The 25,444-nt window shown below is 72.1% G+C and carries 24 protein-coding genes; 14 read left to right on the forward strand and 10 right to left on the reverse strand.

Translation table 11 applies throughout. The features are described 5' to 3' along the window. From OIE53_RS06015 to OIE53_RS06035, 5 genes are all read left to right on the forward strand, one after another. Positions 1-249 (forward strand): hypothetical protein, encoded by a 249-nt coding sequence (locus OIE53_RS06015; protein WP_327025566.1) that lies wholly within the window; start codon positions 1-3, stop codon positions 247-249. Positions 250-471: 222 nt separating this feature from the next. Continuing rightward, on the forward strand, positions 472-759 hold the full coding sequence (tatA, locus tag OIE53_RS06020; protein WP_327025567.1) for a Sec-independent protein translocase subunit TatA: 288 nt from the start codon (positions 472-474) through the stop codon (positions 757-759). An 18-nt stretch (positions 760-777) separates the two neighbouring features. Continuing rightward, on the forward strand, positions 778-1,728 hold the full coding sequence (gene tatC / locus OIE53_RS06025; RefSeq protein WP_327025568.1) for a twin-arginine translocase subunit TatC: 951 nt from the start codon (positions 778-780) through the stop codon (positions 1,726-1,728). A 438-nt stretch (positions 1,729-2,166) separates the two neighbouring features. Continuing rightward, positions 2,167-2,772, forward strand: coding sequence for a response regulator transcription factor (locus tag OIE53_RS06030; protein ID WP_327025569.1), 606 nt, complete (start codon positions 2,167-2,169; stop codon positions 2,770-2,772). 130 nt (positions 2,773-2,902) lie between these two features. Continuing rightward, on the forward strand, positions 2,903-3,511 hold the full coding sequence (locus OIE53_RS06035; protein WP_327025570.1) for a response regulator transcription factor: 609 nt from the start codon (positions 2,903-2,905) through the stop codon (positions 3,509-3,511). A 141-nt stretch (positions 3,512-3,652) separates the two neighbouring features. Here the strand turns inward: OIE53_RS06035 and OIE53_RS06040 are convergent, their stop codons facing one another. The 4 genes from OIE53_RS06040 to lanKC all read right to left on the reverse strand — a co-directional run bounded on the left by OIE53_RS06040 (position 3,653) and on the right by lanKC (position 9,942). Next, positions 3,653-5,416, reverse strand: coding sequence for an ABC transporter ATP-binding protein (locus OIE53_RS06040; RefSeq protein ID WP_327025571.1), 1,764 nt, complete (start codon positions 5,414-5,416; stop codon positions 3,653-3,655). Beyond that, entirely contained in the window at positions 5,413-7,140 is a 1,728-nt protein-coding gene (locus tag OIE53_RS06045) for an ABC transporter ATP-binding protein (RefSeq protein WP_327025572.1), read from the reverse strand. Before OIE53_RS06045 ends, OIE53_RS06040 begins: the two co-directional genes overlap by 4 nt. Before the next feature lie 75 nt (positions 7,141-7,215). Continuing rightward, on the reverse strand, positions 7,216-7,335 hold the full coding sequence (locus tag OIE53_RS06050) for a SapB/AmfS family lanthipeptide (RefSeq protein ID WP_013734295.1): 120 nt from the start codon (positions 7,333-7,335) through the stop codon (positions 7,216-7,218). Positions 7,336-7,341: 6 nt separating this feature from the next. Continuing rightward, the gene (lanKC, locus tag OIE53_RS06055; protein ID WP_327025573.1) at positions 7,342-9,942 is read right to left on the reverse strand and encodes a class III lanthionine synthetase LanKC; all 2,601 of its coding nucleotides are present in this window, start codon (positions 9,940-9,942) and stop codon (positions 7,342-7,344) included. Positions 9,943-10,220: 278 nt separating this feature from the next. On the opposite strand from lanKC, the gene OIE53_RS06060 reads away from it, so the two are divergent. Next, complete coding sequence (locus OIE53_RS06060) at positions 10,221-11,156, forward strand: diacylglycerol kinase family protein (protein WP_327027101.1); 936 nt, start codon at positions 10,221-10,223, stop codon at positions 11,154-11,156. Between the two features lie 102 nt (positions 11,157-11,258). Here the strand turns inward: OIE53_RS06060 and OIE53_RS06065 are convergent, their stop codons facing one another. Continuing rightward, positions 11,259-12,017: an HAD family hydrolase gene (locus tag OIE53_RS06065; protein ID WP_327025574.1), complete on the reverse strand. Its 759-nt coding sequence runs from the start codon at positions 12,015-12,017 to the stop codon at positions 11,259-11,261. 87 nt (positions 12,018-12,104) lie between these two features. Between OIE53_RS06065 and OIE53_RS06070 the strand changes: the two genes are divergently transcribed. The 5 genes from OIE53_RS06070 (at position 12,105) to OIE53_RS06090 (ending at position 18,881) form a co-directional block, all read left to right on the forward strand. Beyond that, positions 12,105-14,882: a DEAD/DEAH box helicase gene (locus OIE53_RS06070; protein ID WP_327025575.1), complete on the forward strand. Its 2,778-nt coding sequence runs from the start codon at positions 12,105-12,107 to the stop codon at positions 14,880-14,882. 159 nt (positions 14,883-15,041) lie between these two features. Then, positions 15,042-15,917: an MHYT domain-containing protein gene (locus OIE53_RS06075; RefSeq protein ID WP_442791379.1), complete on the forward strand. Its 876-nt coding sequence runs from the start codon at positions 15,042-15,044 to the stop codon at positions 15,915-15,917. 154 nt (positions 15,918-16,071) lie between these two features. Beyond that, positions 16,072-16,482: a type II toxin-antitoxin system Phd/YefM family antitoxin gene (locus OIE53_RS06080; RefSeq protein WP_327025577.1), complete on the forward strand. Its 411-nt coding sequence runs from the start codon at positions 16,072-16,074 to the stop codon at positions 16,480-16,482. A gap of 264 nt (positions 16,483-16,746) precedes the next feature. Beyond that, positions 16,747-17,907, forward strand: coding sequence for a transporter substrate-binding domain-containing protein (locus OIE53_RS06085; RefSeq protein WP_327025578.1), 1,161 nt, complete (start codon positions 16,747-16,749; stop codon positions 17,905-17,907). Further along, positions 17,811-18,881 carry a hypothetical protein gene (locus OIE53_RS06090; protein ID WP_327025579.1) on the forward strand — a complete coding sequence of 357 codons (1,071 nt, stop codon included), beginning with the start codon at positions 17,811-17,813 and terminating at the stop codon, positions 18,879-18,881. Before OIE53_RS06085 ends, OIE53_RS06090 begins: the two co-directional genes overlap by 97 nt. On the opposite strand, the gene smpB is transcribed toward OIE53_RS06090, so the two are convergent. The 4 genes from smpB to OIE53_RS06110 all read right to left on the reverse strand — a co-directional run bounded on the left by smpB (position 18,867) and on the right by OIE53_RS06110 (position 22,443). Beyond that, positions 18,867-19,358 carry an SsrA-binding protein SmpB gene (gene smpB, locus OIE53_RS06095; protein ID WP_327025580.1) on the reverse strand — a complete coding sequence of 164 codons (492 nt, stop codon included), beginning with the start codon at positions 19,356-19,358 and terminating at the stop codon, positions 18,867-18,869. The two genes, OIE53_RS06090 and smpB, sit on opposite strands and share 15 nt — an antisense overlap. A 75-nt stretch (positions 19,359-19,433) precedes the next feature. Beyond that, positions 19,434-19,946: an NUDIX domain-containing protein gene (locus OIE53_RS06100; protein WP_327025581.1), complete on the reverse strand. Its 513-nt coding sequence runs from the start codon at positions 19,944-19,946 to the stop codon at positions 19,434-19,436. 62 nt (positions 19,947-20,008) lie between these two features. Continuing rightward, complete coding sequence (locus tag OIE53_RS06105; RefSeq protein ID WP_327025582.1) at positions 20,009-22,054, reverse strand: amylo-alpha-1,6-glucosidase; 2,046 nt, start codon at positions 22,052-22,054, stop codon at positions 20,009-20,011. After that, on the reverse strand, positions 22,054-22,443 hold the full coding sequence (locus OIE53_RS06110; protein ID WP_327025583.1) for an SCP2 sterol-binding domain-containing protein: 390 nt from the start codon (positions 22,441-22,443) through the stop codon (positions 22,054-22,056). Before OIE53_RS06110 ends, OIE53_RS06105 begins: the two co-directional genes overlap by 1 nt. A gap of 193 nt (positions 22,444-22,636) precedes the next feature. Here OIE53_RS06110 and OIE53_RS06115 point away from each other — a divergent pair, with 193 nt between their 5' ends. Together OIE53_RS06115 and OIE53_RS06120 are read left to right on the forward strand one after the other, a co-directional pair. Continuing rightward, positions 22,637-22,858, forward strand: coding sequence for a hypothetical protein (locus OIE53_RS06115; RefSeq protein ID WP_327025584.1), 222 nt, complete (start codon positions 22,637-22,639; stop codon positions 22,856-22,858). Further along, the gene (locus tag OIE53_RS06120) at positions 22,855-23,166 is read left to right on the forward strand and encodes a TraR/DksA family transcriptional regulator (protein WP_327025585.1); all 312 of its coding nucleotides are present in this window, start codon (positions 22,855-22,857) and stop codon (positions 23,164-23,166) included. The genes OIE53_RS06115 and OIE53_RS06120 overlap by 4 nt, the downstream gene beginning before the upstream one ends. A 23-nt stretch (positions 23,167-23,189) precedes the next feature. Here the strand turns inward: OIE53_RS06120 and OIE53_RS06125 are convergent, their stop codons facing one another. Next, a complete protein-coding gene (locus OIE53_RS06125; protein ID WP_327025586.1) occupies positions 23,190-23,717 on the reverse strand; it encodes an ATP-binding protein in 528 nt (175 codons plus the stop codon). 197 nt (positions 23,718-23,914) lie between these two features. Between OIE53_RS06125 and glpK the strand changes: the two genes are divergently transcribed. After that, positions 23,915-25,432 (forward strand): glycerol kinase GlpK, encoded by a 1,518-nt coding sequence (gene glpK, locus OIE53_RS06130; RefSeq protein ID WP_327025587.1) that lies wholly within the window; start codon positions 23,915-23,917, stop codon positions 25,430-25,432. The last annotated feature ends 12 nt before the right edge of the window (positions 25,433-25,444 follow it).

Raw genomic sequence — 25,444 nt, forward strand, 5'->3', positions numbered from 1 at the left:
GTGCTGAAGTGGATCCTGCTCGCGCTGGTGCTGGTGCCGTTGATCGTCCTGGTGCTGGCGGTCCGTCCCCTGCTCGGCCGGTTGCCGCAGCTGCGCCGGGCTGCGCTGCGGCTACGGCAGCGGGCCGACGAGGCGATGGTCCTGCAGGCCGCCGCGGAGAACCTCCAGCAGCAGGCCGAGGGGTTGCAGAGCCGGCTGGAGACGACCCAGCAGCGGATGACCCTGATCCGGGCCCGCCGAGGCGACTGAAACGACCACCCCCGGCCGTCGGGCTCCGGCACCGGTCGGAGGCGGATGAGAACCGGTTCGGGCACGAAGATCCAGTCGTCTGGTTGACGGAATACTCGCAGGTGGCCGAGACTTCACCCGCCGGACCGATCCACCACCTCCCGGTGGGTGGCAACAGCCCGCGTCACACGTACGATGGGCTGCGGAACCACCCCCATTTGACACAAGCGACTGGAGCTTCACATGGGTGCCCTCAGGCCCTGGCACATCGCCGTACTCGTGGTCGTGATGATCCTGCTCTTCGGCGCGAAGCGGCTTCCGGACGCGGCGCGTTCCCTGGGTCGTTCGCTGCGCATCATCAAGGCCGAGACCAAGAGCCTGGCTGACGATGACGACCGCGACCTGGCCGGCAAGGCCGACGCGCAGGCCGGCTACCAGCCGCTCACGCCGCAGCCTCCGCAGCAGCAGCCGTACCAGGGTACGGTGCAGCAGCCGGTCGTCGACCCGGTGCAGCGCGTCCGCGACAACTGAGCGAGGGGCTCGACCACCGTGGCCTTCGCCCTGCGTAAGCGTGGCCCGAGCAAGTTCGAACGGGCCGCCGACGGCTCGATGACCCTGATCGAGCACTTTCGTGAGCTGCGTACCCGACTGTTCCGGGCGTCGCTGGCGATCGTGGTCGGGCTGATCGCCGGCTTCGCGCTGGCCCAGCCGGCGTTCGACCTCCTGGCCCAGCCGTACTGCCGGCTGCCCGGCATGATGGTCGACGGTAAGTGTCAGCAGTTCCTGATGCTCGCCCCCGCCGACGGCTTCATCCTCAAGCTCAAGCTGGCGCTCTGGATCGGTCTGATCCTCGGCGCGCCGGTCTGGCTGTTCCAACTGTGGGCGTTCATCGCGCCCGGCCTGCACCGGCACGAGCGCAAGTGGGCGTACGTCTTCGTCACGATCGCGGCTCCGCTGTTCGCCGCCGGTGCGGTGCTGGCCTACTTCGTGGTCGACAAGGGTTTGGCCTTCCTGCTGGAGGCCGGTGTCACCGGCACGGACTCGCAGCTGGAGGTGACCCGCTACATCAGCTTCGTCACCACCATGATCCTGCTGTTCGGGGTGGCCTTCGAGTTCCCGCTGACCCTGCTGATGCTCAACTTCACCGGGGTGGTCAGCGCCAAGCGCCTGCTGAGCTGGTGGCGGGCGGTGGTCTTCATCTGCTTCGCCTTCGCGGCGGTGGCCACCCCCGACCCGGGCCCCTTCGGCATGACCCTGCTGGCCCTCTGTCTGAGCCTGCTCTATTTCATCGCGGTCGGGGTGGCCTTCCTCAACGACCGGCGCAAGGGCCGCGGCAAGGAGGTCTACGCCGGCATCGACGACGACGAGGCCTCCCCGCTGGAGGTGGATCTGGAGCCGGTGTCGGCGGGACGGCCGGTGGACCAGGTCAGCCCGATCGAGCCGCCGGAGCCGATCGTGGCACCCAAGCCGATCGAACGGCGCTACGACGACGTCACCTGATGACGGGCTGCCCCGGTAGCGGGGCAGCCCGCAGGGACCGCCGGTGCGTTGTCCGCCACCCCTGCCTTTAGCGCACGGGGTGTCGCCTGTCAGCGATGCAGTCGGTAATCCGTCACCGGGTCTCCCAGGTGCAACAACTGGGTAATGACTTCTTTACGATTTGTTGTCGCACCCCATCAGGAAGGTCGTTGCCCGTGCGCCGTACGTTGTCCTGCCGCTGGCCCACCTGACCTGAGCGGGCACGGGTGGCACGGTCGGTACGCCGGCTGTGTCGTGGTGGGCCCGTTGCGCGGTCGGTCACCGTGACTGCGCGCGCCCTCCTGCCTGATCGCGGCCCGTGTCATGCGAAGGATCTGGCCCACCACCATTGCCGCCTCGGGAGTCCCGTCTATGGGACTCCCACGGCGGCAGCGCGCGTCCACAGATCGGGAGTCAGCATTGATCCACGTCGTCGTCGCCGAGGAGATGAGTCTGCTGCGCAGTGCGCTCTGCGTGGCATTGTCGAGCGAGGAGGAGATCGAGGTGATCGCCCAGGTCGCCCGGGTGGAGGAGTTGCCCGAGGTACTGCGGCGGCACCAACCCGACGTCGTACTGGTGGACCTGGCTTCGGAGGTCTCCCCGCCGGCCAAGGTGGTCGCCGAGATCGCGGGCGCCGCCCCCGACGCCGCGGTGCTGGCGATGGGCCGCCGGTGGAGCCCGGAGGTGGTGGAGGAGTTGTTGGATGCCGGGGCACATGGGCTGATCGGCATGGATGCTCCGGTGGAGGCGCTGGTCGGGGCGGTGCGGGAGGTCGCGACCGGCGAGCGGGTGATCGACGCGGAGGTCGCCGTGACGGCCCTGCGGCCAGCGGGCAGTCCGCTGACTCGCCGCGAGGCGGAGGTGCTGCGGGTGGCCGCCGAAGGGCTGCCGCTCAAGGACATCGCCCGGCGACTCTTCCTGGCGCACGGCACGGTGCGCAACCATCTGTCGGCGGTGATGCGCAAGACGGGTGCCCGCAACCGGATGGAGGCGGTGTGGCATGCCCGCCGCCACGGTTGGATCTAGCCGACAACAGGATCGCTGCGGCGAGGGCCGGCAGCAGCGGGGTTGCGGAGGCGAGCGCCGGCAGCGACCCGAGCGGGGGCTTGGCTCACCGAGCGGCACCGGTCGGTACGTGTTTGAATGTTGACGGTTCGTGATCCGCCTGGCGGTTCCCGGGAAGGTCGACGTGATCCGTACCCTGCTAGCCCTCGACGGTGCCCTGGTCCGGGGTGCCCTCTCCCTCGTTCTCGCCGCCGAGGCCGACATCAGCGTGGTGGCGGAACTCGACCGGGGTGAGGCCCTTCCCGCGCTGATCCAGGCCCAGCGGCCCGACGTGGCGGTCATCGACCTCGATCTGGTCGGGTCGGCCGGTGCGGCGGGCTGCCCGATGCTGGTGCTGGTCGACCAGCGTCGGGCCCGCCGCCTGCACCGGGTCCTCGTGCCGGGACGCCCCCTCGGGGTACTCGGCAGCGACGTCGCGCCGCGTCGGGTGCTGGAGGGGGTCCGGCGGCTGTCCCGAGGGGAGTCGGTGATCGACGTGGACCTGGTCCAGGCGGCGTTGACCCGGGAGAGCCCGCTGTCGGCACGGGAGACCCAGATTCTCGATCTGACCGCGGCGGGAGCGCCGGTCGTCGAGGTCGCCCGGGCCCTGGGCCTGGCACCGGGCACGGTGCGCAACCATCTCGGACGGATCGCCCGCAAGGTCGGCGCCCGCACCCGGGTGGAGGCCGTACGGGTCGCCCACGAGGCCGGCTGGATCTGACCCCGGGCGGGCACCGGTGTCCTACGGCGACCTGACCCGGGTGAGCATGGTGCTGTTCCGGCTGCCCAGCTGAGCCCGCCCCGACGGGCCGGGCCGCCCAGTCCGAGCCGCCCGACCGCGCCCGACCGACGGGCCGGGCCTTCACGCCCGGGTGGAGGTCACGGCCCGTCGGGTGTCCGGGGCGGGGTCCTGCCAGTGACCGACCAGTTCCCGGTAGGTGGGGGAGAGGTGCAGCAGTTCCTGGTGGCTGCCGACCAGTGGCCGGTCGCCGTCGAACACCAGCACCCGGTGGGCGCGCAGCGCCGAACTGATCCGGTGGGCGATCACCACGAGGGTGCCCGGGCGGTCGGCGAAGGCCCGTTCGACCCTGGCCTCCATGCCGGGGTCTAGGTGACAGGTCGCCTCGTCCAGGATGACCAACGGGGCCGGGGCCAGATAGGCCCGTACCGCGGCGATGAGTTGACGTTCCCCGGCGGAGAGGGCACCGGGCTCGACCTCGGCCGCCAACCCACCGAGGCGGTCGACCAGTGGCCAGGCGCCGAGGGCCTCCAGGGCCGCCGCCACGGTCGCCTCGTCCGCCTCCGGCCGCAGGTACAACAGGTTGTCGGCGAGGGTGCCGCTGCGGACGTACGCCTCCTGCGGCACCAGCACCCGCAGCCGGGCCAGGGCCTGGGGGGTGGCGGCGGTGACCGGGGTATCGGCCAGGTGCACCCTGCCGGACTCCGGTGGCGCCAGCCCGGCGATCAGGGCGGCCAGGGTGGATTTGCCGGCACCACTGGGCCCTACCACGGCCAGGTGTTCCCCGTGGGCCACCGTCAGGGTGAAGTCGGCGAGGACCGGCTTGGCGTGCGGGCCGTACCGGAAGGTCAGCCCGCAGGCCCGCACCGCCGGCGGCACCGCGGTGGTCCGCGGTGCCGGCCCGAGAGCCGGCGGTGGGGCGACAGGACTGGAGTCGGGCGGCGGGCTGCTGCGCAGGATCCGGTCCAGGGTCACGGCGTAGCGCAGGCCCCCGCCGCCCACCCCCTGCACGAGAGCGTGCAGGGCCGGTTGCAGACCGGTGGTGACGTAGACCAGCGCGCCCAGCACCGCACCGGTGCTCAGCCCCTGGCGCACCAGCCAGGGGGCGGCCAGCAGCAGGATCACCACGGGCAGCCAACCGCCCAGCCCTAGGCTGAGGCTGCGCAGGGCCGCCATCCGGGCCAGAGTCCGCTCGGTGTTCGACTGGGTGACGATTCGCCGGTCGACCGCGGCGACCACCCGGTCCTGCCCGCCGCAGGCCAGGACGTCGCGATGTCCGGTCAGGGCGGCGGCGGCCGAGCGGCCCAGTTCCTCACCGGCGGCCACCTGGGCCCGCTGGTGGGTGACCATCGCCGGCAGCGCCGCCGCGAACACGGCCAGCCCGAGCAGCAGCGGCGCGGCCACCGCCGCGGCCAGGGGCGGCGACAGGGCCAGCAGGCCGAGCAGCGCCGCACCGGCGGTGAACAGGAAACCCCGGACCACCAGCAGCAGGCCGCCGAAGGTGTCCCGGACGACCTCCACCTGTTGGGTCAGCCGGGCCACAGCGGCGCTGTCCGGTCGGCCACCGGCCCGGGTGGCCTCGCGCAGGGCACCGTCGACCACCCGGGTGGCCAACTCGTCACGGAAGGGCTCGACCACGGCACCGAGACTGCGGTACACCCGGCCGGTGGCGACCGCCCCGATCAGTACGGCGGCGGCCAGCCCGGCCAGCCAGGCCAGGCCGGTGGTGAACCGACCGGCCAGGAAGCCCTGGTCGACCGCCCGGGCCACGAGCAGGCCGCTGAGCAGCGCCGGCAGGGACTCGCCCACCGACCAGGCGGCCAGTCGGCCCAGCGGACGGCGGCGGGCCCGCAACGCCGCCCAGGTGGTCCGGCGTACCCCGGTCATCGGGGGTCCCCGGCCGGGGTGAAGATCGCCCGGTAGTCCGGGTCGGCCCAGAGCCGTCGGTGCGGCCCCACCGCCCGCACCCGGCCGTCGTCGATCCAGGCGACCAGGTCGGCCGCGGCGGCGGTCGCCGCACGGTGGGTCACCACCAGCCGGGTACGACCCTCGGCTCCCTCGGCCACCGCCTGGCTGATCCGGTGCTCCGTGGCGGTGTCCAGGCTGGACATGGCGTCGTCCAGGACCAGTACCCGTTCGGCGCAGAAGGCGCGGGCCAGCCCGAGGCGCTGGGCCTCGCCCCCGGAGAAGGGTGCCTCCGACAGCGGGGTGCGGAACCCGTCCGGCAACCGGGCCACGACGTCGGCCACCTGGGCGGCCCGGGTCACCGCCAGCACGGGCGCGGTCGCCGGGTTCGCACCGGCGGGCGGGTCGGCCGACTCCGGGGGCAGGGCCAGACCGATCGCATCGTGGACGGTCTCGCCGACCAGGACCGGCCGGTCGAAGGCGTGTCCGATGCCCCGCCGCAGCGCCGCCGGGCTCAACCGGGGCAGGGGTGTCCCGTCGAGCAGCACCTCACCGGCGTCCGGGTCGTGCAGCCGCCCGGCCACGGCGGCGAGGGTCGACTTGCCGACTCCGGAACGCCCGACGACCGCGAGGGTGCTGCCGGCCGGCACGAGCAGATCCACCCCGCGCAGCAGGGGGCGCCCGTCCTCGCGGTGCACCTCGACCCCGCGCAGCCGCAGCTCACCGCGGCCGGGGGGTAGGGCCTCGTCGCCGTAGCGGCGGGCGGGCCGGGCCAGTGGCTCGGCGATCCGGCTGGCCGCCGCACGGGCGCGTACCAGCCGGTGCAGGGTGGCCAGCACCGCACCCAACCCGGCGCCCAGGGCGGCGTACTGCACTGCGGCCACCAGTTGTCCGGGGGTCAGCCAGCCGACCGTGAGGGCGTACCCGCCGACGGCTACGACGGCCGCCTGCAACAGCGGACCCACCGCGGCGGTGCGGGCGCTGGCCTGGGCCAGCAACCGCCAGCCGAGCGACCCGTACCGGCGTAGCTCCGGCAGGGCGGCCAGCACCCGGTCGCGTTCGGGGTCCACGGTCGCGGCGGCGGCGATGGTGCGGGCCCCGCCGAGGGCCTCCAGCAGCCGTCCGGCGATGCCGCCCAACACCCGCTGGTAGCCGGTCACGGCGGCGGAGGCGTCGCTGACGAAGGCCCGCATGAGTACGGCGAGCACCACCAGCCCACCGAGCAGGGTGATCCCCAGCAGCGGCTCGATCAGGATCAGCGCCACCACGCTGCCGACCGGCGGCACCAGGGCGACCACCCCGAACACCACCGCGGTGCCGGCCTGCCCGGCGTCGGCGCTCTGCCCGACCAGCCGGCCGACCAGGTCACCCACCGGGTACCGGCGGACCGTGCGGACATCGCAGGCGAAGAGGTGGCGCAGCAGTCGCCGACGCAGCAGGAGAGTGGCCCTGGCCGTGCCGTAACCGGCGGCCAGGTCACCGAGGATGTCGGTGACCAGCAGGCCGGCGACCAGGGCGCAGGCCACAGCCGGCCACCAGGAGGCCGTACCCCCGACGGCGGCGTCGACGGCGAGCCCCAGGGCGGCCGGAAGCGCGAGTTCGGCGGCGGCGCCGACGAGCGCCACCACCGTGAGCAGGACGGTCCAACCGCCGCCGTCCCGGACCACCCGGCGCAACAGCCGGTCGGCGCCGTCTCGAGTCGGCATCGGCACCTCCCGCGAGAAAGACGTGCGGCCCTGGGCGGGTTCATCGCCCCGCCCAGGGCCTCGCGTGGCGACCTATCAGTTGCAGGTCGTGACGGACAGCGAGCTGTCGCCGCAGAGCAGCAGGCTCGCCCGGCTGCCGCCGCCGGTGCGGTCGGCGGGGGCCATCTCCAGGCCCTGGAGGTCCAGAAGCGCCATGTCTTGTCACCTCCTTCCGTGCTGGTCGGTCTGATCGGATCCCCTCGCATCAGCGAGGGTGTCTGGGGCGCCCGTCAGGGGCGCGAGGAAGGGCAGCGTCACCGGGGCCTCGGCCCGGGCGGTGGCCAGGGCCAGCAGGACCCCCGCGGTGCCGGTGCCCAGGTCCATGGAGAGCCGCAGCAGCTGCTCGCCCGGGAAGGCGGTCCCGTCCGCGTACGGCAGGGCGTGCCAGCCGAGGCGTTCGACCTGCGTGGCCAGCTCTGCGGCCAGGGCCGGGTCGTCCGGGTACGCCGCCAGGTAGGCGATGATGCCGGCCCGCCCGGCGAACAGGCCGGACTGCGCGTAGAAGGGGGACCGGGCGGCGCGCCGTACCCCGGCGCTGGCCTCGGCGAACCGCTCGTCGGCCCGGTGGCGCAGGTACTGGTCGAGCACCAGCCCGATGCCGACACTGCCCTGCCCCAGGTAGGGCATGGTGCGCCAGCCCTCGTTGACCTCCAGGGCGCCGTCCGGGCGGACCACACAGCGGTGCAGGTCCTGCCGCAGTGCGGTGGCGGCGTGGGTCAGCAGGTCGGGCTCACCGGTCAGCTCGTGCAGCCGTACCAGCATCAGGGCCGGTCCGCTGCGACCGCGCAGCAGTCCCGCGTACGAGTGTCGACCACCGCTGATCTCCGAGGTCGGCTCGTCGGCGAGTTGGGTGACCACCCGCTCGGCGACCGACCAGGCGGCCTCGCGCAGGGCCGACTCGCCGGTGCGCCCGGCCAACTCTGCGAGGTTGAGCGCGATTCCGGAGAGGCCACCGGCCAGGCTGTGGTCCAACCCGTCCAGGGGTTGCCGCAGGCAGATGTCGAGCACGTCCAGGGCGTCCCGCCGGCGGCCCAGCAGCTCCAGGGCGTACGCGACGCCGTGCAGCCCGTCGTAGAAGCCGCAGCGGGTGCCGGAGGCCGGTGAGGTGGCCTGGCGTACCAGCCACTGTTCGTGTTCCGGCCAGCGCCCGGCGCCGCTGACGTGCAGGGCGTACAGGACTCCGGCGGCGCCGTGGGCGAGATTGAGCCCACCGCTGCGGAACTGCTCGATGTCGCCGGGGAAGAGTCGATCCTCGCGCCCGGGTGTGGCGCTGGCCAGGATGGCCCGGGCCAACCGGTCGCGGTGGGCGGGTCCTAGGTCGACGGTGAGGTCGACTCGGGGTTCCGCTGCTGCCGGGCTTTCCCCGGTGATCTCCGCGACGGCGGCGTCCAGAAGTTCTCGGGGCACCGGGAACCGCTCGGCGATCACCTCCGCCAGGTGTGCGGCCTTGGCCGGTGCCAGGCGGACCAGTTGGGTCAGCGGCAGGAACAACGCCAGCCGCAGGCAGGCCAGGGCGTAGTTGTCGACCGCGGGACCGGTGCGGTCCCGGGGGGCGGCGAAACCCTGGTTGCGCAGGCCGGGCCGGCGGTGCCCGTCGATCGGCGCGGCCACCTCGAAGTCGACCAGGGCGATCCGGTCGTCCGGGCGGACCATCACGTTGAACAGGTGCAGGTCGCCGTAGACCAGGCCGCGTTCGTGGATGGCCTTGATGACCTGCTCGACCTGCCGGTGGACCTCCAGGGCCCAGCGGGTGTAGTCGGCCCGGTCGGCGTCCGTGGCGTCGGCGTCGATGAGGGGGTACCGGTCGACCAGCACCTTGTTCAACGCACGGCCCTCGATGAACTCCAGCGCCAGGAACCGGTGCTCGCCGAGGGTGAACTCGTCGTGCACCCGGGGCACCTGTGGCAGGTCGGCGAGTCGACGCAGCGCCTCGGCCTCGCGGGACAGCCGGGCCACCGCGTCGGTGCCGTCGGCGTCCAGGCCGGCGTGCGGTCGCGCCTCCTTGAGCACCACCTGGGTGTCGGTTCGCAGGTCCCGGCCGACGTAGAGGCCGCCGCCGTTGGAGAAGTGGATGACCTTCTCGATCCGGTACGGCACCTCGTCCGTGCTGGTGGCGTTGCGGGCGGCCAGGTGGGGTGCCAGGAAGTCCGGCAGGGTCACCCAGTCGGGTACGTGGAAGACCGGGTCGCGCCGGTCCGGCACCAGGGTGCCGGTGCCGTCCTCGATCGCCGGTACGACCTGCCCGTCCGCCGAGTGGCAGTAGCGGGCGGCGAAGCCGCCGTAGCGTACGAACACCGGGCCGGTGCCGTAGCGCAGGTCGCTGAGGATGTACGGGCCGGACTCCCCGGCGAGCAGCTCGTCGAGTTCCTTGCAGACCAGTTCCAGCTCCGCCTCGTCGTGCGGGTAGACGGTGACGAACTTGCCGCTGGCCGCCCGGGAGGCGTACTTGGAGTTGCGCAGCAGCAGAGTGCGCGGACCACGCAGGAACTTGAAGGACAGCCCACGCGGGACGCAGTAGTCCCAGACCAGGTCCAGCACCCGCTCGGCGTTGTCCAGGGTGGCCGCCACATGGATCTTCCAGCCCTGCTGGGGCAGCGAGTCGCCGTCCGGGGCGTAGATCAGCCAGTCGTCCAGCGGCTCGGTACGCCAACCCTCCGGCAGCGCTCGCCGGGCCGCGGCGAAGGTGGGCTGCTCGACGGCGTTGCCGAGGGAGTCGTAGAAGTGTCGGTCGGCGGCGCAGTAGCTGTCGTAACGGTCGTCCACCGCGATCCCTCCCTCCCCTGATCGGCTCGTCCTCGTGCCCTGCTGGCTGATAAGAGTCTGTCCGTTCGGCCTATGGCGGAGCCAGTGCGTTCCGTCATGAGGTGCAGTGCGTGCCGCACAATCGACCGTGACAAATGTCAGGTGAGGGCCGATGGCCCCGCCGAGGGTCTTCCGCCGCCGGTCGCTTCGATGGCCGGACCGCGCATGACGGCCGATGCCCGAGGGGCCGCCGGGCAGGGCATTTCGGCGGATGCCCGGGGGTGGCCGGGCCGGGTACGGTGCACGCCGTGACGGCAGACGATCACCCCCCGCCGGCCGATCGGCCGATCGCCGTTCTGACCAACCCCACCGCCGGCCGAGGGCGCCATCGGGGACTGCTACCCGAGGTGCTGGACCGCCTGGCGGCCGGCGGTCGCCCCCTGCGGGTGCTGGAGGCCCGCACCCGTACCCAGGCCGAGGCCGCCTGCCGCGAGGCGGTCGCCGAGGGGGCCGCAGCCCTGGTCGCGGTCGGTGGCGACGGCACCATGCACCTGGCCCTACAGGCGGTGGCCGGCACCCCGGTGCCCTTCGGCGCGGTACCGGCCGGCACCGGCAACGACTTCGCCGAAGCCACCGGCTTTCCCGCCGACCCCCTGGCCGCCGCGGACGCCGTCACGGCCGCCCTGCGCCAGAGACGAACCCGCCCGGTCGACCTGGCCCGGATCACCGGCCCGGACGGCGCACACCGGTGGTACGGCGGGGTACTCGCGGCCGGGTTCGACGCGATCGTCAACGAACGGGCCAACCGGATGCGCTGGCCACGCGGCCCCCGCCGCTACGACCTGGCGATCCTGGTGGAGTTGGCCCGACTACGCCCGCGCCATTACACCCTGCGCCTGGACGGGGTGACCCACGAGACGGAGGCCGTGCTGGTGGCGGTCGGCAACTGCCCCTCCTACGGCGGGGGAATGCGGATCTGCCCCGACGCCGACCCCAACGACGGCCTGCTGGACGTCGTCGTGGGTGGGCGCTACACCCGGCGAACCCTGATCCGCGAGAAGCCGAAGATCTACCGGGGCACCCACGTCCACCACCCGCTGGCGCGCACCTACCGGGCCCGCACCGTGGAGATAGCCGCCGCCGAGATCACCACCTACGCCGACGGCGAACGCTGCCTACCCCTCCCGATAACCATCACCGCCACCCCCACCGCCCTCCACCTCCTCCTCCCCTAACCCCCCACCCCACCGGTGGCCCCCGTTGATCATGAGGTTAGCGGCAGATGTCGATCTCCTGAGTGCCGCTAACCTCATGATCAACCCGTGCTGGGGTGGGGTTTAGGGGTGGGTGGGGTGGGTGAGGGGGAGGATGGAGCCTAGGCCGTTGGGGCGGCCTACTTCGGCGGTGGGGAGGACCAGTGCGGCGCAGCCGGCCGCTACCGCTCCTGCGTCGGCGGGGGTGTCGCCGACCATGAGAGCCCGTTCCGGGTCGACGCCGAGCATGCCGCAGGCCCGCCAGAAGATCGCCGGGTCCGGCTTGCAGCGGCCCACCTCGTACGACAGGACGAAGGCGTCGACCAGGTCGGCCAGGCCCCAGGCGGCGAAGTGGGGACGGATATCGAAGCCGATGTTGCTGACCACGGCCACCCGTACCCCGGCAGCCCGCAGGGCGGTCAGGATGGGGGCGGTGTCCGGGTACGGCACCCAGCCCTCGGGGGTCAGCACCCGCTCGTAGAGGGCCTCGGCCAGGCCGTCGATGCCGGCGTCGACCGTGGCGGCCAGCCCGGTGTACGCGCCCCGGTGGGCGTGCTCGTACAGATCACGGTCGGCCCACAGCTCGGCCAGGTGTGGTGGTATCCGGGCCGGCAGTGGCCCGCCGGCCCGACCCGCGGTGAGCAGTCGGTCGGCCAGCGCGGTGGCCCGGACCCGGTCGAGTGCCACCCCGCAGGCCGCCGCGGCGGTCAGGACCCACTCGCGGGGCTCCTCCACCTGGGCGAGGGTGCCGTGGAAGTCGAGCAGTACCGCCTCCACCGGACGGCGGGAGGGGGTCGGCTGGTCATCGCGTACGGGGTGGGTCGGTTCGGCATGATCCGGCACGTGGTGCACCCTACCGACCCCCTCCGACCCGCCTGCCGGTCGGCCTTGCCGGGTGCGGTGTCAGGCGTACGGACTAATCTTGGTGACATGTCGAGCCCCGCCGAGCGGTACGCCGCGGCGCGCCGCCGGGCCGCCCAGGCCTCCCAGTTCCCGGCCCTGGAAGAGTTCACCTCCGACCTCGGGTTCGACCTGGACGACTTCCAGCGTGAGGCGTGTCAGGCCCTGGAGCGGGGCAGCGGGGTGCTGGTGTGCGCCCCGACCGGCGCCGGTAAGACCGTGGTCGGTGAGTTCGCCGTACACCTGGCGCTGCGGGGGACCCCCGGGCAGCCGGCGCCGACCGACGGCACCCGGCGCAAGTGCTTCTACACCACCCCGATCAAGGCCCTGTCCAACCAGAAGTACCACGACCTGGTCGATCGCTACGGTGTCGAGCAGGTAGGGCTGCTCACCGGCGACAACGCCATCAACGGCGAGGCCCCCGTGGTGGTGATGACCACCGAGGTGCTGCGCAACATGCTCTACGCCGGCTCGGCCACTCTGGAGGGCCTGGCGTACGTGGTGATGGACGAGGTGCACTACCTGGCCGACCGGTTCCGGGGCGGGGTGTGGGAGGAGGTCATCATCCACCTGCCCGCCTCGGTCACCCTGGTGTCGCTGTCGGCGACGGTGTCCAACGCGGAGGAGTTCGCCGACTGGCTGATCACCGTACGGGGTGAGACCACCGTGGTGGTCAGCGAGCACCGGCCGGTGCCGTTGTGGCAGCACATGCTGGTCGGCAAGCGGATGTTCGACCTGTTCCACGACGCGGCGGCGGCCCGCAAACACGACGTGCACCCGGAGTTGCTGCGCTACACCCGGGAGACCGTGCGCCGCCTGGATCTGGGCGAGGGGCGTGCCGCCGGTTGGGGCGGGCGGCGGGGTCCCCGCTGGCGGGGGCCCTCCCGGCCGGACATCGTCGAGCGGCTGGACCGCGAGGGGTTGCTGCCGGCGATCCTGTTCATCTTCAGCCGGGCCGGGTGTGCCGCGGCCGTGCAGCAGTGTCTGGCGGCCGGGTTGCGGCTGACCTCGCCGGAGGAGCGGGCCGAGATCCGCCGGGTGGTGGAGTCCCGGGTGACGGCCATCCCCAGTGAGGACCTGTCGGTGCTGGGCTACTGGGAGTGGCTCGACGGCCTGGAGCGCGGGCTGGCCAGCCACCACGCCGGGATGCTGCCGGCGTTCAAGGAGGTCGTCGAGGAGTTGTTCGTCCGAGGGCTGGTCAAGGCGGTCTTCGCCACCGAGACCCTGGCCCTGGGGATCAACATGCCGGCCCGCTGCGTGGTGCTGGAACGTCTGGTCAAGTACAACGGCGAGGCCCATGTCGACCTGACCCCGGGGGAGTACACCCAGCTCACCGGGCGGGCCGGGCGGCGGGGCATCGATGTGGAGGGGCACGCCGTGGTGGTGTGGTCCCCGGAGACCGACCCCCGGCACGTGGCCGGGCTGGCCTCCACCCGCACCTATCCGCTGCGGTCCAGCTTCCGGCCCTCGTACAACATGGCGGTCAACCTGGTCGGCAGTGTCGGCGCGGCACCGGCCCGGGAGCTGCTGGAGTCCTCCTTCGCCCAGTTCCAGGCGGACCGGTCGGTGGTCGGCCTGGCCCGGCAGGTGCAGCGCAACACCGAGACCATCGAGGCGTACGGCGTGGAGGCGCAGTGCCACCACGGTGACTTCGACGAGTACTTCGCGCTGCGGGTGGCCATCGCCGACCGGGAGCGGGCGATCGCCCGGCAGGGGCAGAACCAGCGCCGGGCGGCGGCGGTGGCCGCGTTGGAGCGGCTGCGGGTCGGTGATGTGATCCGGGTGCCCTCGGGGCGGCGCGCCGGCCTGGCCGTGGTGCTGGATCCGGCCGCGGGTGGCTTCAGCGAGCCGCGTCCGCTGGTGCTGACCCAGGACCGCTGGGCCGGGCGGATCAGCCCGGGCGATTTCACCACCCCGGCCGAGGTGTTGGCCCGCATCCGGGTGCCGAAGAACTTCAACCCCCGTAACCCGGCCGCACGCCGGGACCTGGCGGCGCAGGTCACCGGCACCGGGCTGGACCGGCACAGCCGGCGGGGTGCCCGGGGCCGGCAGTCGGGCGAGGATCACCAGCTCACCCAGTTGCGTGCCGAGCTGCGACGGCATCCCTGTCACGCCTGCCCGGAGCGGGAGGAGCACGCCCGCTGGGCGGAGCGTCGTCGTCGGCTGGAGCGCGACACGGAGGAGTTGCGGGAGCGGGTGGCCGGTCGGACCGGATCGCTGGCGCGTACCTTCGACCGGATCGTCGCCCTGCTCACCGCCCGGGGCTACCTCACCGCCGAGGGCGAGGTGACCGACGCCGGGCGGATGCTGAGCCGGATCTGGACGGAGACGGACCTGCTGGTGGCGGAGTGTCTGCGGCGGGGGGTCTGGGACGGGCTGTCACCGGCCGAGCTGGCCGCTGCGGTCTCCGTGGCGGTCTTCGAGGCCCGGCGTGACGTCGACGAACGGGCATCCCTGCCGCGCGGGCCGGTGGCCGAGGCGGTCGACTCGACCTTGAAGCTGTGGAGCGAGATCGAGGCCGACGAGGCCGGCCGGGGGCTGACGGTCACCCGGGAACCGGACCTGGGGTTCGCCTGGCCGATCTACCGCTGGGCCCGGGGGGAGGCGCTGGCCAAGGTGCTGGCCAGCGGACACGAACTCGACGGCGAGATGCCGGCCGGTGACTTCGTCCGGTGGGCTCGTCAGGTGGTGGATCTGCTCGGTCAGATCGCCGACTCCGGTGGCGCCTCGACCGAACTTCGGGCCACCGCCCGGCAGGCGATCGGCGTGGTCAACCGGGGAGTGCTCGCCTATCACGCACCCGCCTGACGGTCCGTGAGTCGGGGCTGACCTGTCGTGATGTCACCGATTCACAACGTTCCGCGCCGGCTGGTCGCTCCTATTGTGCCTGGTGGGAGGTTCCCTGATCATTTTACCGGCGCGTAGCCCGCGTGCCGTGTAGCTCTGGGGGGAGCCGCCGTGGCGGAGATGAATCACTTTGAATACGGATGGATCACACCCGCGCTCAGTTACGCGCTGTCGGTGCTGGGTTCCATCCTCGGGCTGATCTGTGCGGGCCGGATCCGGACCGCGTCGAGCACCGCCCAGCGGATCTGGTGGGGGACCCTGGCGGCCTGGGCCCTGGGTGGCACCGCCATCTGGACCATGCACTTCATGGCGATGCTCGGCTTCGCCGTCAGCGGCTCCCGGATCCGGTACGACGTGCCGATCACCGTGGTCAGCGCCCTGCTAGCGGTGGTGGCGGTCGGCATCGGGTTGGCCATCGTCGGCACCGGTCGGCTGTCGGCGGTACGGGTGCTCGCCGGTGGCCTGTTCACCGGTGCCGGGGTGGCGGCGATGCACTACACCGGCATGGCCGCGATGCGGCTGAACGGGGACCTGGGGTACGACCCCACCCGGGTCGGCCTCTCCGTGCTGATCGCCGTGGTCGCCGCCACGGCCGCCCTGTGGCTGGCGATGACGGTTCGTCGCGGTATCGCCATCTTCGCCTCGGCCCTGGTGATGGGGGTGGCGGTCAGCGGCATGCACTTCACCGGGATGAGCGCCCTGTCGGTGCACCTGCACGAGCAGCGCAGGGAGGTCGCCGGCGCCGAGGTGGGCAGCCTGCTGATCCCCATCGTCCTGCTGGTGATCTTCGGGGTGGTGGGGCTGGTCTACGCGCTGCTGGCGGCGCCCACCGAGGAGGACCGGGCGGCGGCGGCCTATCTGGACGCCCGCCGGTCGGCCCCCACCCCCGAACCGGTCGCCGTCGACACGCCGGACCCGGTGGGCCTGCGCGCCCGCTCGACCCTGGCCCGCCCCGGCGCCCCCTTCCCGTCCCGTCGGGACCACCCGCCGCGCTGACCCCGGCCCCGGTCGGAGTCCGGGAAGAAGCGCTGGTCAGGGCCGCGATCGGTGGAGACCAGCCCGGCTCCCCGCAGTCGAGGGCTGCCGGCGCGTCGACCCTCCCTGCTGGACGGTCGCGGAAAGTGTCATACCCGGTACCCACCATGTATTCATGGCTGTCCCCGCCCTCACCCCGCGCAACACCCCGCCGCGCTCGCTGCCGTTGCGCGAGGCGCGCACCCGACTGAGTCAGCTCGTCGCCATGGCGGAGCTGACCGACACCGTCACCGTGGTCACCCGCGACGGTGACCCCCGTCCGATCGCCGCCATCGTGCCGGCCGAGGCCGCCCGCAGTGCCGCCCAGGCCCGCGCGGACGCCGGTCGGCTGGCCGAGGTCACCGCCGGCTGGTCCCGACGCCTCGAAGCGCAGCGGGAGCAGGCCGGTCGTCGGCACGCCGCCGAGTTGCGCGCCATGCGAGCGGCGCTTGCCGAGGTGTGGGCCGAGCTGGAGCGCCGGGCCACCCCGGGCGATGCCGAGGTGGCCCGGCTGCGCGCGGCGCACGCAGACCTCCTCGCCGGCTGATAGCGCCTGCCGCCGACCCTGGCTCGCCCGAGCGTGCCTGGCGGTCCCAGCACTCCCCGACTGCCTGCTGGCCCCGACTCGCCCGAGCGTGCGCCGGCCCCGACTCGCCCGAGGGTGCCGGCCGGCCCGGGCTCGCCAGAGGGTGCCTGCCGGTCCGCAGCCTGCCCGAATCTGCCGGCCGCAGCTCGCCCGGTGTCTGCTGGTCACCCGGTGGCGACCCTCGGCCACAATAGACTTTCGCGATGGCGGTAGTCGGGGGTGACGATGAGTGAATCCGAAGGACCGGTCGGCGATCCGCTGCCGCAGCGCCCCGCCCAGCCCGCCGAGCCCGCTCAGCCCGGCGAACCAGTCGGGCCCGCCGCCGCGAACCGCACCCGGTGGCTGCGCCTCGGCGCGCTGATCGTGCTGCTGGTGGTGGCCGCGGTCACGGTGGTGCGGGTGGTCAGCGCGACCGCCCCACCCAGCCGGGAGCAGTTGCGGGAACGCGCCGAACTCACCGGCAAACAGGAGCTGCTGATCGGGGTCAAGGACGATCAGCCGGGAGTCTCGCAACAGTTGGAGACCGGTGCCTTCGTCGGCTTCGACATCGAGATCGCGTACATGATCGCCGAGGATCTGGGCTTCGAGGCGTCACGGGTGCGGTTCCTGCCCATCGAGAGCGAGGACCGGGCCCGTCGACAGGCCCGCGACGGGAATCGGTACGTCACGGTCGATCTGGTGATCGCCTCGTACAGCATCACGGAGGAGCGTCGGCGTCAGGGTGTGATCTTCTCCGCGCCGTACCTGCAGACCGAGCAGTCCGTGGTCACCCGGGCGGACAGTGATCTGCGGCCGACCACCTTCGCCGACCTGGCAGGCCGCACGGTCTGCACCTTGGCGACCTCCACGGCGGAGCAGAACCTGGCCGCGGCAGGCGCTCGGGCGCACGGGCGTAACCGGATCAGCGACTGCATCCGGGAACTGCACGACGGCGAGATCGACGCGGTCACCACGGACGCGGCGATCCTGGCCGGATTCGTGGCTCCGCCGGCCGTCGAAGCGGCGCCCCCGAAGGTCAAGATAGAGAACCCCAAGCCGTTGCGTCACTTCGACATCGGCGCCTCCGGTGACGAGTTGTGGGGGGTCAACACCGGGCCCAACCCGGCCGTGCGTGACCTGGTCAATCTCTCCTTGGAGCAGGCGCGTACCGGCCGCAACGGCAAGCGGTGGCGGACCGCCTTCGACCGCTATTTCGGCTACGCCCAGCAGTACAGCGTCGAGCAGCAGGTTGCCGTCGACCGGCAGCCGCCGCCCGGCCCGGGGGACAAGGTGGAGGTGCGGCAGTGGCCATGGGAGAGGTTCGCCTGGCGGCACCCGAGCCCAGCCCGACCGGGCCCGGCATTCGTCGCCGCCCGGGGGCGCGCCAGACCCAACAGTGGCTGCTGACCCTGCTGCCGGCCTTCCCGGTACTGCTGCTGGTACTGCGGTTGTGGCGGCTCAGCCGGCAGGACATGTCGACGATGCTGCTGCTGGTGCAGTACGTCAGCCCGCTCGGGTTGCTCAGCGCGCTGCTCATCGCCCTGGTCTGGGCGGTGCCCCTGGTGGTGCTGCTGCCGGTCGTGCTCGGCCGACTGTTGCAGGTCAGCGCCCCGGACCGGTTCGATCCGGAACGCTCACTGCTGGCCTACATCGCCGTGCGTACCCCCGGTTGGGTGCCGGTGGTCGCCGCCGCCCTGGCCGCTCTCACCTGGCAACTGCGGTTCCTGCCGGGCCTGGTGATGCTGCTGGTGTGGCTGGTCGCCCTGCACACCCGCAGCCGGTACCCCGACCGGCCGCGGCTGCTGCTGGTCACCGGCCTGATTCTGCCGGTCGTCGTCGCGGCGGCCAGCTACGCCTGGCTGGCACCGGCCATCCGGTCGGCGGTCGGGCACGGGGAGTTGGCCACCGCCCTGCTGCTGGCCCTGCCGCCCGCCGGGGCCCTGGTGCTGACCGGCCCGGTGCCGGCGCGGATGGCACCGACCGTGACCCGGATGGTGATCTACGCGGTCGGGGTGCTGATGCCGCTGTTGACCGGCACGGTGTTCCTGCGTGTGCCGTTGCTGCCGGCGGTGGCCGTCGAGGTCGGCGCGCCGCACACCCAGGAGGTGGTGCTGGGCGAGGCGGTGACCGTCACCGACCGGATGACGATCGTGTTGAGCCGTACCGGGGAGATCCGCTTCCTGCCCAATGACGAGGTGCGGGCGCAGGTGCTCTGTCCGGACGCCGGTCGGGTGCCGAGCAGCCGGGTGGCCGTGGCCGGATGGCCGGTGGAGGACACCGCCCTGGAATGGCTCATGCCGCGCCGACCGGTGGGCGCACCGGACTCCCGCTGCACCGGCCTGGTGCCGTTGCCGACACCTTCCCCGTCAGCCGGGTCGTGACCGCCCCTTGAGGCGCCGGCCCAGCTCGCGGGCGATCTCCCGGTCGGCGTCGCGGGCGGCCAGCGCCTGACGCTTGTCGTACGACTTACGGCCCTTGGCCACGGCGAGTTCGACCTTGGCCCAGCCGTCGGAGAAGTACATCGACAGGGGCACCAGGGTGAACCCGCCCTCCCGGATCTGGGCCAGGATCCGGGAGATCTCCACCCGGCGCAGCAGCAGCTTGCGGGTCCGCCGGGGTGCGTGGTTGGTCCAACTGCCGTAGCCGTACTCGGCGATGTGCAGGCCGTACAGCATGATCTCGCCGTCGAGTTCCTGAGCGAAGGCGTCGACCAGGGAGACCCGACCCGCCCGCAGCGACTTGACCTCCGTGCCGGCCAGCACGATCCCGGCCTCGTAGGTCTTCAGGATCGTGTAGTCGTGCCGGGCCTTGCGGTTGGAGGCGACGATCGTCCGCTCGCCGCTGCCAGAGGTGCTCACCCGCCGAAGGATATCCGCCGATCAGCCTGCGTGACGGCTCGGAGCCGGGGTGGTGCGGTGCGATCGCCTACCTGGTCAGCTGGGGCGGCGGGCGAAGAAGTCGGCCACCACCTCGGTGTGGGTGGAGAAGGCCAACTCGGTCGGCTCGGTCAGCACCAGCCACTCGGTGGCCTCTGCGGTCGGGGCCGAGGGGGGCAGCTCCTCGATCGGGCGGGCGGGCAGTTCACCGAAGACGAGGAGGGTGCCGCCGGCCGGTGCGCTGTGCACCGCGACGAGCTGCACCTGCTCCGGGTCGGCGATCAGCCCGGTCTCCTCCCGCAGCTCGCGCACCAGCGCCACCGCCCACTGCTCGCCGTGCTCGATGAAGCCGCCGGGCAGGGCGAGCAGCCCTCGGGCCGGTTCGATGGCCCGCCGCACGGCGACCACACCCAGGCCGGTCGGGGTACGCACCGGCAGCAGGGCCACCGCGACCGGCAGGGGGTTGCGCCACACCGTCTGGCCGCATTGCCCGCACTGTCTGGGCCACCCGGCCTGGGCCGGATAGGCGGTGCCACAGTACGAGCAGTGTGAATGGGCCACTCCGGTCATGTCGATGCACGTTACGCCCGCCCACACCCGCTCGCCGGCCCGGGTCCGGCCGCCAGGGCGCTCTAGGAGGTGGCGAGGCGGGCGCTGCCGATCACGTCGATGCGCCCCCACCGCCCGGGAATGTCGAGCATTTCGATCCGACCGAAGCGCTGCGGGATCGCCGGATCGACCACGAGGTGTTCACCGTACGGTTCCAGGCCCAGCAGGGTGCGCAGCAGCAGGAAGGTGGCCCCGGTGGCGGAGGCCTGCGGGCTGTTCGCCGCCGGGTACGGCACCGGACACCGGGTCAGTTTTCGGTCGTAGCCGGCGAAGGCCTCCGGCATCCGCCCGCCGAAGTGCTGTGCGGCCTCGATGATGGACTCGGCGATGATCCCCGCCTCGGCGGCGAAGCCGTATCGCCGCAGTCCGGCGGCGATCAGGGAGTTGTCGAACGGCCACACCGTGCCCACGTGGTAGCCGAGGGGGTTGTACCTGGCCTGCCCCTTGGCCAGGGTCCGTACCCCCCAGCCGGAGAACAGCCGCGGCCCCATCAGGTGCCGGACGACCGCCGGGGCGTGGGCTTCGTCCACGATGCCGCTCCACAGCAGATGGCCCATGTTGGAGGCGAGGGCGTCCACCCGGTCGCCGTCCGGGCCGAGGGCCAGGGCGAAGTACTCCCCGTCGTCGATCCAGAAGTCCCGGTTGAACCGCTGCTTGAGCTCCTCGGCCTGTCGCTCCAGGCGGTCGGCGTACGCGGGATCGCCCCAGAAGTTGCGGGCCAGTCGGGCACCCCGCCGCTTGGCGTCGTACACGTAGCCCTGGAGTTCGCAGGTGGCCCGGGGTAGTCCGGGTAGCCGACCGTCCGCGTAGCAGATCGCCTCCGGGGTGTTCTTCCAGCAGTGGTTGATCGCCCCGGACTGCTCGTTGCGTCGCTGGTACCACAGGTAGCCGTCGCCGCGGAGGTCGCCGTACTCGTCGATCCAGTGCAGGGCCGCGCGGGCGGCATCCTCCAGGTGGCGGACCAGTTCGCCGTCGCCGGTCCACCGTTCGTACTCGTCGAGCAGGACGACGAACAGCGGGGTGACGTCGGCACCACCGAAGTACGGCGACTGGGGTTGCTCCTCGAAGGCCACCTTCTCCCCCTGCCGGAACTCGCTGATTATCTTGCCGGGCTCCTCGTCCCGGAAGTCGTCGAGCACCGTGCCCTGTGGCAGGGCGAGCAGTCGGAGGGTGGTGGCGGCCGTGCCGGACACGAAGGGCAGGATCTGGAAGCAGGTGAGGATGGAGTCGCGGCCGGTGATGGTGGCCAACCAGGGCAGCCCGGCGGCGAGCATCGTCTCGTGCGGCGCCGTCAGCGGGGAGAACCGCAGGCTGGCCAGGTCACTCAGGCCCCGTCGGTAGGTGGTGGTCAGCGGCTGCCAGTCACAGTCGAGTCGGGGCGCCTCGGTCAGCCACTGCCTCAGGTCAGGCCGCGACCGGGTGCCGGCCTGGCGGTCCGCGTGCCCCAGCCGGTCCCGTACGTCCGCGCCGTCCGGGCGCAGAATCATGCTCTGTACGCGCAGGGTGGTGCTCCACCGCCCCTGCTGGTCGACTCGGATGCGGTAGGTCATCCCGTGGCGGTCGACCTCGACGGGTTCGCTGGTCGAGACCTCGGTGGCGCGATGGAACCGCTCTCGGCGGTAGCCGAGCCGCAGGCGGTCCTCCGACACCTCGCGGTAGCCGCGCGACTGCGACGCCCGTGGCAGGAGCACCTGGTAGGTCGACGCGAAGTCGCTGTCGATGTCGATGCGGAGGACGTAGTCGGTCGGCTCGCCGGTGTGGTTGAGCACGGTCAGGCGTTCGGTGAAACTGCTCTCGGAGATCCACCGGTCACGGATGACGGAGACCTTGGCGTCGACGTAGTGAGTCGGGTTGCCGGGGACCAGGAAGAAACGGATCTCGTTGTAACTCGGCTCGTGCACCGCCAGGGGGTGCAGCTGCTCTCCGTTGATGCTCAGCCGCCAGATGGACAGGAACCGGGTGTCGTAGGCGAAGAATCCGCTCGGGCCGGGCGGATTGGAGGTGATGTCCCCGTTGTCCTCGCTGAGGGCGAAGATGTTGCCGTCGAGGATGCGCGTCATCCGCCTCATCACGGTTTCCGATCGTCCGCCGGGGCCGCTCGGGTGGCCACGACCCGGGGATGGCGGGCTCCCTTGGGCGGGGCGAAGAGGCGTTCCAGCATGACCACGAAACGGAACTCGCCGTCCGCGGTGAAGTCGTTGCGCAACCAGGCCGGCAGCGGCTTGACCTCGCCGTACGCCATTTGGAGGAACAGGGTCTCGTCGGCGTTGATCACGGTGTCGGCCTCCGCCGGGCCACCCTGGGACACCGTGATCCGACCCCGGTCGATGGTGAGCAGCCAGTGGTCCACCCCGTGCGGGTTGACCAGATCGAAGCGGACCTGGCCGGAGACCTGCCGGAGCATCCGACCTCCGCTGCGGGTGAGGTCGTCGAAGAACGCCCGCACCGCTTCCGACATCGCACCAACTCCAAGGGTCCGGCGGCGATCGACAGCACCGGTAGAGGGTCGATCACGGGCAGACAGCCGCACTTTTGTCACTTTAGCGGCTTTGATCCCTCTCCGTGGTCCTCTCTGCCGAGCCGTCGGCTCCGGCGACCGGTCCCGCAATATTGCCGTTGGTTTGCGCTGCGGATGCGTCTATGGTGGTTCGATGTACCCCGTCGCCCTGCCCAACCGCGTCGCCGTCGTCACGGCGCCGCCGGTGTCGGCTGCGGCGAAGGCGGTGGCCCAGGTTCCCGCGCAGGCTGGTAGCGGCCAGCCGAGCCCCGCAGGCCGGAGCCCTCCGGAAGTCGTCCACACCCACAGGACGACCAAGGGCGAAGCCACCGGCTTCCGCCCCTTTTCTTTTTCCGGAGAAGGGATCACGGCATGAGCACCACCCACGATCAGAAGTGGTTGACCGACCTCAGGACCACCCTGACGGACGAGTTCGAGACGCAGACCGCCCGGCTGACCCAGTTGACCGCCGACACCGGCGACCCGGGCGAGGCGCACACCAACGCCGCCCTGATCGCGGCCACCCGGCAGAGCCTCGCCCAGATCACGGACGCGCTGCAGCGGCTGAGCAGCGGTAGCTACGGCGACTGCGAGAAGTGCGGCACGGCCATCCCGCGCGAGCGGCTGGAGATCCTGCCGCAGGCCCGCTTCTGCGTGCCCTGCCAGCAGAAGCAGAACCGCTGACCGGCGCGGGCTGTCGCACCGACCTACCGGTGCGGCAGCCCGCCCTCGCCGGGCGCGGCGGTCTCCCCGTCGGCGGCAGCCGGCCCGGTCCTTCCGGCGGGGGGTGACGCCATCTTCAGCGGGGCGGTGACGGTGGCGGTCAGGCCGTCGGACCGGTGGGTGAGGGTCAGCGCCCCGGTCAGCTGATGAGCCAGCCAGAGCCCTCGGCCGCCCGGGGTGTCGGTGGCCGGTCGGTGCACCGTCAGATCGGCGCCGCCGGGCCCGTGGTCGACCACCGCGCAGACCAGCCGGTCGGCGTACCGGAGCAGTTCCAGTCGGCCCCGACCACCACCGTGCAGTACGGCGTTGGTGACCAGTTCGTGGACGGCCAGGACGAGATCCTCGGCCGCCTCGCCGTGCAGACCGGCGGCGGCGACCTGGGCGGCCAGCAGATGCCGCAGCGCGGTCACCGTCTGTCCGGTGAAGGCCAGCGACAGCAGGGAGTCGACCTCGTCATCGCCGGATGATGCGCCGTCCGGGCCGCTGGCGTCCGGCCGGTCGAGGTTGCTCATGCTGGCAGATTACGTTGTCCGCCGAGATCCGCACTCCTTGCCCGAGGGCAAGTTCCGGCGCCATGGTGGCCGCCGTGCCCGCGTCGTGCTTTGCTCTGCTTCAATCCGCGCCACGCCTGTCCCGAAGTCGGGGCGGCGCGGCCGGGCCGCGCCCTGAGGTGGCCGGGGCGCGACGAGGAGGACAAGGAGACCCCTACATGGCTGACTTCGTCGGTGCCGTAGACCAGGGCACCACCAGCACCCGTTTCATGATCTTCGATCATGCGGGCAACGAGGTGGGTCGCCATCAACTGGAACACCAGCAGATCCTGCCGCAGGCCGGCTGGGTGGAGCACAATCCGCTGGAGATCTGGGAACGGACCCAGACGGTGATCCGTACCGCCCTGAACACCCACAGCCTGGCCGCCTCCGACCTGGCCGCGCTCGGGGTGACGAACCAGCGGGAGACCACCGTGGTGTGGAACCGGCGCACCGGTCGGCCGTACTACAACGCGATCGTCTGGCAGGACACCCGCACCGACCGCATCGCGGCGGCCCTGGACCGGGACGGCCGTGGCGAGATCATCCGCCGCCGGGCCGGACTGCCCCCGGCCACGTACTTCGCCGGCGGCAAGATCCAGTGGATCCTGGAGAACATCGAGGGGGTGCGGGCCGACGCCGAACGGGGAGAGGCGATCTTCGGTACGACGGACACCTGGCTGCTGTGGCACCTCACCGGCGGCACGGAGGGCGGTGCCCACCTCACCGACCCCACCAACGCCAGCCGCACCATGCTGATGGATCTGGAGACCCTGGACTGGGACGACGAACTGCTGTCGTTCTTCGACATCCCCCGCGCGATGCTGCCCCGGATCGTCGCCTCCTCGGACCCGCAGGCCTACGGCACGACCCTGCCGCAGGGCCCCTTCGCCGGGACGGTCCGGATCGCCGGAGACCTGGGCGATCAGCAGGCCGCCACCGTCGGGCAGGTCTGCTTCGCGCCGGGGGAGGCCAAGAACACCTACGGTACGGGCAACTTCATGCTGCTCAACACCGGTACGGAGATCGTCCGCTCGGAGGCCGGACTGCTCACCACGGTCTGCTACCGGTTCGCCGGTGAGCCCCCGGTGTACGCCCTGGAGGGCAGCATCGCCGTCACCGGTTCCGCCGTGCAGTGGCTGCGCGACCAGCTGAAGATCATCCGGACCGCCGCGCAGAGCGAGGAGTTGGCCCGTCAGGTCGAGGACAACGGCGGGGTCTACTTCGTACCGGCCTTCTCCGGCCTGTTCGCCCCGTACTGGCGCGCCGATGCCCGGGGGGCCATCGTCGGGCTGTCCCGCTACAACACCGACGCCCACATCGCCCGGGCCACCCTGGAGGCGATCTGCTACCAGAGCCGGGACGTGGCCGAGGCCATGGCCCGGGACTCCGGGGTGACCGTCGAGTGCCTGAAGGTCGACGGTGGGGTGACCGTGAACGACCTGTGCATGCAGTTGCAGGCGGACATCCTCGGGGTGCCGGTCAGCCGGCCGATGGTCGCCGAGACCACCGCCCTGGGTGCCGCGTACGCCGCCGGCCTGGCCGTCGGGTTCTGGAAGAACACCGACGAACTGCGGGAGAACTGGAACGAGAGTCGGCGGTGGCATCCCTCCTGGTCGCAGCAGCAGCGGGCGGCCGGGTACACGGGCTGGCAGAAGGCGGTCGGGCGCACCCTCGACTGGGTGCAGGTGGACTGAGGCCGGGGCCGG

This window comes from Micromonospora sp. NBC_01739 (genome assembly GCF_035920385.1).
GTDB lineage: Bacteria > Actinomycetota > Actinomycetes > Mycobacteriales > Micromonosporaceae > Micromonospora.